This window comes from Cupriavidus sp. SK-3 (assembly GCF_000611145.1).
Lineage (GTDB): Bacteria > Pseudomonadota > Gammaproteobacteria > Burkholderiales > Burkholderiaceae > Cupriavidus.
In genome coordinates this window covers 107,262-112,385 of the sequence record NZ_JFJV02000108.1, presented here as the reverse complement: position 1 = coordinate 112,385, position 5,124 = coordinate 107,262, and the positions used below count along the sequence as shown (strand labels likewise).

Annotated in this window: 3 protein-coding genes and 1 pseudogene; all 4 read left to right on the top strand. The window is 65.8% G+C overall.

Annotation, left to right across the window (positions count from 1 at the left end):
* Positions 1–94 precede the first annotated feature (94 nt).
* Complete coding sequence (locus CF70_RS11810) at positions 95–1,660, top strand: ABC transporter substrate-binding protein (protein WP_035864432.1); 1,566 nt, start codon at positions 95–97, stop codon at positions 1,658–1,660.
* 31 nt (positions 1,661–1,691) lie between these two features.
* On the top strand, positions 1,692–2,666 hold the full coding sequence (locus CF70_RS11805; protein ID WP_035864430.1) for an ABC transporter permease: 975 nt from the start codon (positions 1,692–1,694) through the stop codon (positions 2,664–2,666).
* On the top strand, positions 2,663–3,505 hold the full coding sequence (locus CF70_RS11800) for an ABC transporter permease (protein WP_035864428.1): 843 nt from the start codon (positions 2,663–2,665) through the stop codon (positions 3,503–3,505). The genes CF70_RS11805 and CF70_RS11800 overlap by 4 nt, the downstream gene beginning before the upstream one ends.
* A pseudogene (locus CF70_RS37710) lies at positions 3,502–5,124 on the top strand (ABC transporter ATP-binding protein); the annotation flags it as partial. The gene CF70_RS11800 and the pseudogene CF70_RS37710, both read left to right, overlap by 4 nt.

Below are 5,124 nucleotides of genomic sequence, written 5' to 3'. Positions count from 1 at the left end.
CTGGACCCCGCCGCTTCCACCTCGTTCCGCGACTGACCGCCCCACCCTTTCGTCTTGCCAGTTCCACATACCAAGCCCCCAGGAGAGTCTCGCCATGAATCGTCGCCAACTGATCAAAATGGGTGTCGCCACCGCCGGGCTGTCGCTCGCGGGTGTGCCGTTCCACGTCCTCGCGCAGGGAAAGAAGGGCGGCGTGATCAACGCGCTCGTGCAGCCGGAGCCCTCCGGCCTGATGATCGGCATTACCCAGAACGGCCCCACCCAACTGATCTCCGGCAACATCTACGAGGGCCTGCTGCGTTATGACGAGAAGCTGGAGCCGCTGCCGGCGCTGGCGACTTCCTGGACGGTCAACCCGGCCGGTACCGTGTACACATTCAAGCTCAAGCCCAAGGTCACGTGGCATGACGGCAAGCCGTTCACCGCGGCCGATGTGGTGTTTTCCGCCGATGTGTTCCTGCGCAAGACGCACGCCCGGCTGCGGGCCAACCTGGCGGCCGTGGAGAGCATCCGCGCAGTGGACCCGCTCACGGTGGAATTCAAGCTGAAGTATCCGTTTGGCCCGTTCCTCGGCATCTTTGAAGTGGGCACCATGCCCATGGTGCCCAAGCATATCTACGAGGGCACGGATTTCCTGACCAACCCGGCCAACGCCAGGCCCATCGGCACCGGCCCGCTGAAGTTCAAGGAATGGGTGCGCGGCTCGTACATCCAGCTGGTGCGCAACGACGCGTACCACCAGCCCGACGTGCCGCTGGTCGACAGCGTGTACTTCCACGTGATTCCCGATGCCTCCGCACGAGCCGCGGCGTTCGAGTCCGGCAAGGTCGACCTGGTGCCCGGCGGCGCGGTGGAGTACTTCGACGTGGCGCGCCTGAGCAAGCTGCCCGGCGTGCAGGTCACCACCAAGGGCTGGGAATTCTTCGCGCCGCACTCGTGGCTGTGGGTCAATAACCGCAAGGCGCCGATGGACAACATCAAGTTCCGCCAGGCGCTGGCCTTTGCCATCGACCGCGATGCGATCTCCAAGGTGGCATGGCAAGGCTATGCGAAGACCGCCACCGGCCCCTTCAACAGCCACATCAAGTACGCCAGCACCGATGTGGCCAAGTATCCGCGCGACCTGGCCCGCGCCAAGCAGTTGCTGACTGAATCCGGCTACAAGGGCGAAACGCTGCGCCTGCTGCCCCTGCCCTACGGCGAAACCTGGACCCGCTCCGCCGAAATCGTGCGGCAAAACCTGCAGCAAGCTGGCGTGAAGATCGAGATGACGCCCACCGACGTGGCAGGCTGGGGCGAGCGCCTGAACAAGTGGGACTACGACCTCGCCTTCACATACGTCTACCAGTACGGCGATCCGGCACTGGGCGTGGCGCGCAACTACACCTCGGATAACATCGCGCAGGGCTCGCCCTTCAACAACGTTGAGGGCTATCGCAACGCCAAGGTCGACGAGTTGTTCCAGGCCGGCGCGCGCGAGATCGATCCCGCCAAGCGGGCGGCGATCTACCACCAGGTGCAGAAGATCCTGGTCGACGAAATGCCCGTCGTGTGGATGCACGAGCTCAATTTCCCCACCCTGTTCCGCACCCGCATCAACAATCCCATCAGTTCCGGCATCGGCCTGAACGACGGCCTCGGCCGCGCCTGGCTGGCGTGATGGCAGTCATCTTCATCTCGGGGGCAAAGCCATGAGTCGTACGCAGCGCATGCTAGGCCGGATGGTACAGGGCGTGATCGCGATCCTGGTCATCGCGACCGTCAACTTCCTGCTGATCCGGGCCGCACCGGGCGATCCGGTCTCGGTGATGGCTGGCGAGGCCGGCGCATCGGACCCGCAGTTCGTCGCGCAGTTGCGCGCGCAGTTCGGGCTGGACAAGCCGGTGCCGGAGCAGCTGGCCACCTATCTCGGCCATGTGGTGCAGCTGGACCTGGGTTACTCGTACCGGCAGCAGCAGCCGGTGCTGGACCTGATCCAACAGCGCCTGCCCGCCACGCTGATCCTGACCGGCAGCGCCTTCCTGCTCTCGGTGCTGTTCGGCGTGGTGTTGGGGGCATGGGCGAGCCGGCGCGCCGGGAGCTGGGTGGATAACGCCATCACCCTGTTCGCCCTGGTGTTCTATGCGACGCCGCTGTACTGGCTGGCGATGATGGCAGTGCTGCTGTTCTCGGTGAAGCTCGACTGGCTGCCGGGCTTTGGATACTTCACCGTGGGGGCGGACCTGCACGGCCTGGCGCTGGTGTTCGATATTGCCTCGCACCTCGTGCTGCCGGCGCTCACGCTGGCCCTGTTCTACATGGCGGTGTATGCGCGCATGACCCGGGCCTCGATGCTGGAGGTGGCGCAGATGGATTTCGTCAAGACCGCGCGTGCGAAGGGCGTGCGGCCGGGGCGTATCCAGCGCGCCCACATTTTGCGCAACGCCCTGCTGCCGGTCGTCACGCTGGCCGGTATCCAGGCCGGCGGCATGATCGGCGGCGCGGTGCTGACCGAGACGGTGTTTGCGTGGCCCGGCATTGGCCGCCTGATGTTCGACGCCCTGCTGCAGCGCGACTACAACCTGCTGCTGGGCTGCTTCCTGGTCACCGCGGCCATGGCCGTGTTGTTCAACCTGTTGACCGATTTTGTCTACACGCTGGTCGACCCGCGGATCGAGATGCAATGAAAAATACTTTCTGGCGGCGTTTCTGCCGCAACAAGGCAGCCGTGCTCGGCATGATGGTATTGGCGGGATTTGCCGTGCTCGCGGTGTTCGGCCCGTGGATGGCGGGGAACGATCCCTGGGACATGGTGCAACAGCCGTTCCTGCAGCCCATGCAGGAGGCCGGCTTTGCCATGGGCACCGACACCATGGGGCGCGACATCCTGGCGGGCGTGATCCACGGCGCACGCATTTCGCTGCTGATAGGTGTGGTGTCCACCGTGGTCTCGCTGCTGATCGGTGTGACGCTGGGCGCCGTTTCAGGCTACTTCGGCGGCTGGATCGATGCAGCGCTGATGCGCTTTACCGAGTTGTTCCAGGCCGTGCCGAGCTTTGCGCTGGCGCTGGTGCTGGTGGCGATCTTCGAGCCGTCCATTGGCTCCATCGTGGCCGCGATCGCCATCGTGTCCTGGCCGCCGGTGGCGCGCCTGGTGCGCAGCGAGTTCCTCACGCTGCGCCAGCGCGACTTTGTGCAGGCCGCCAAACTGGCCGGGCAATCGACGCCGCGCATCATCCTGTCGCAGATCCTGCCCAATGCCAGCTCCCCCATCGTGGTGATGGCGTCGCTGATGGTGGCGACCGCTATCCTGCTCGAATCCAGCCTGAGCTTTCTTGGGCTGGGCGACCCTAACCATATGAGCTGGGGCTATATGGTGGGCTCGGCACGCACGGTGCTGCGCCAGGCCTGGTGGATGGCGGTATTTCCCGGCACGGCCATCTTGCTGACGGTCCTGGCACTCAACATGGTGGGCGAAGGCCTGAACGACGCGCTGAACGCGCGGCTTGGCGGGAGCGGACGATGAGCGTACCGGTACTTGATATCCAGGACCTGAGCATCCGCCTGCCGGCCGGCGGCGACCGCGCCCTGGCGGTGCAAGGCGCATCGCTGACGCTGGAAGCCGGCCAGACGCTGTGCGTGGTGGGCGAGTCCGGCTCGGGCAAGTCCATGATCGCCAATGCGGTAATGGGCCTGCTGCCAAGGCCACATGTGGAACCGGTTGCCGGGCGCATCCTGTTCGAGGGCCAGAACCTGCTGCAGCTGGATGACGCCGCCATGCGCGAGTTGCGCGGCCAGAAGATCGGCATGGTATTCCAGGAACCCATGACGGCGCTCAACCCGGTGATGCGCATCGGCGACCAGATCGCTGAAGTGTTCGACGCGCACCAGCGTCTGGGCGCGGCCGAGAAGCGCAAGCGCATCGTGGCGGCGCTGGCCGATGTCGGCCTGCCTGATCCCGAACTGCTGTACGACAGCTATCCGTTCCGCTTGTCGGGCGGGCAACGCCAGCGCGTGATGATCGCGTGCGCCATGGCGCTGGAGCCGCGCCTGCTGATTGCCGACGAGCCCACTACCGCGCTCGACGTGACCACCCAGGCGCAGATCCTGCAGTTGATCCGCGATTTGCAGAAGCGGCGCGGCATGGCCGTACTGTTTATCACGCACGATTTTGGCGTGGTGTCCGAGATCGCCGACATGGTGGTGGTGATGCAGACCGGCACCATTGTCGAAGCCGGGCCGGCCGCGCGCGTGCTGACCGATCCGCAGCATCCCTATACGCGCAAGCTGATCAGCGCGATTCCCGGCGGCCATTTGCGCCAGCCGCCCGTGCAGGCGGAACTCAACCGCGTCCTGCAGGTGCAGGACCTGTGCAAGACCTATCGCACTGGCGGCAGCCTGCTGCGGCGCGGGCGCGAGGTGCAGGCCGCGCGCAATGTGAACTTTGAACTGCTGCGCGGGCAGACGCTCGGGCTGGTGGGCGAATCAGGCTCAGGCAAATCCACGGTGGGTCGCTGTATCGTCGGCCTGGCGCCATTCGACAGCGGCCGCATCGTGATCAACGGGCGCAACCTGTCGCAGGGCAGCGGCTTGCTGCAGCGCTCCGGCGGCAAGCTCCAGATGGTATTCCAGGATCCCTACGCCTCGCTCAATCCCCGCCACAGGATCGGCGCAGCCATTGCCTCCGGCCCGATCGCCCAGGGGGTCTCGCGCGAGGAGGCGCAGGCCCGCACAATCGAGCTTCTCGGGCTGGTCGGGCTGGGCCCGGAGGCGGCCGAGCGCTATCCGCACGAGTTTTCCGGCGGGCAGCGCCAGCGCATCGGCATTGCCCGGGCGCTGGCCATGCAGCCGGAGTTGCTGGTGGCGGACGAGCCCGTCTCCGCGCTCGATGTATCGGTGCAGGCGCAGGTGCTGGAGCTGTTCGCCAAGGTGCGCGAGCAGTTCAAGCTGGCCATGGTCTTCATCACCCACGACCTGCGCGTGGCGGCGCAGATGTGCGACAAGATCGCCGTCATGCAGCGGGGCGAAGTGGTCGAATACGGCGAGACGGCCCGCGTGCTGAGCGCGCCCGAGCATCCGTACACGCGCAAGCTGATCGAAGCCATCCCGCGCCTGACACGGGCGCAGGAGGTTACCGAGGCACCG

Bases quoted from the DNA above. Each gene is read 5' to 3' on its own strand.
- CF70_RS11810 (WP_035864432.1), top strand. From the start codon at position 95: ATGAATCGTCGCCAACTGATCAAAATGGGTGTCGCCACCGCCGGGCTG.
- CF70_RS11805 (WP_035864430.1), top strand. From the start codon at position 1,692: ATGAGTCGTACGCAGCGCATGCTAGGCCGGATGGTACAGGGCGTGATC.
- CF70_RS11800 (WP_035864428.1), top strand. From the start codon at position 2,663: ATGAAAAATACTTTCTGGCGGCGTTTCTGCCGCAACAAGGCAGCCGTG.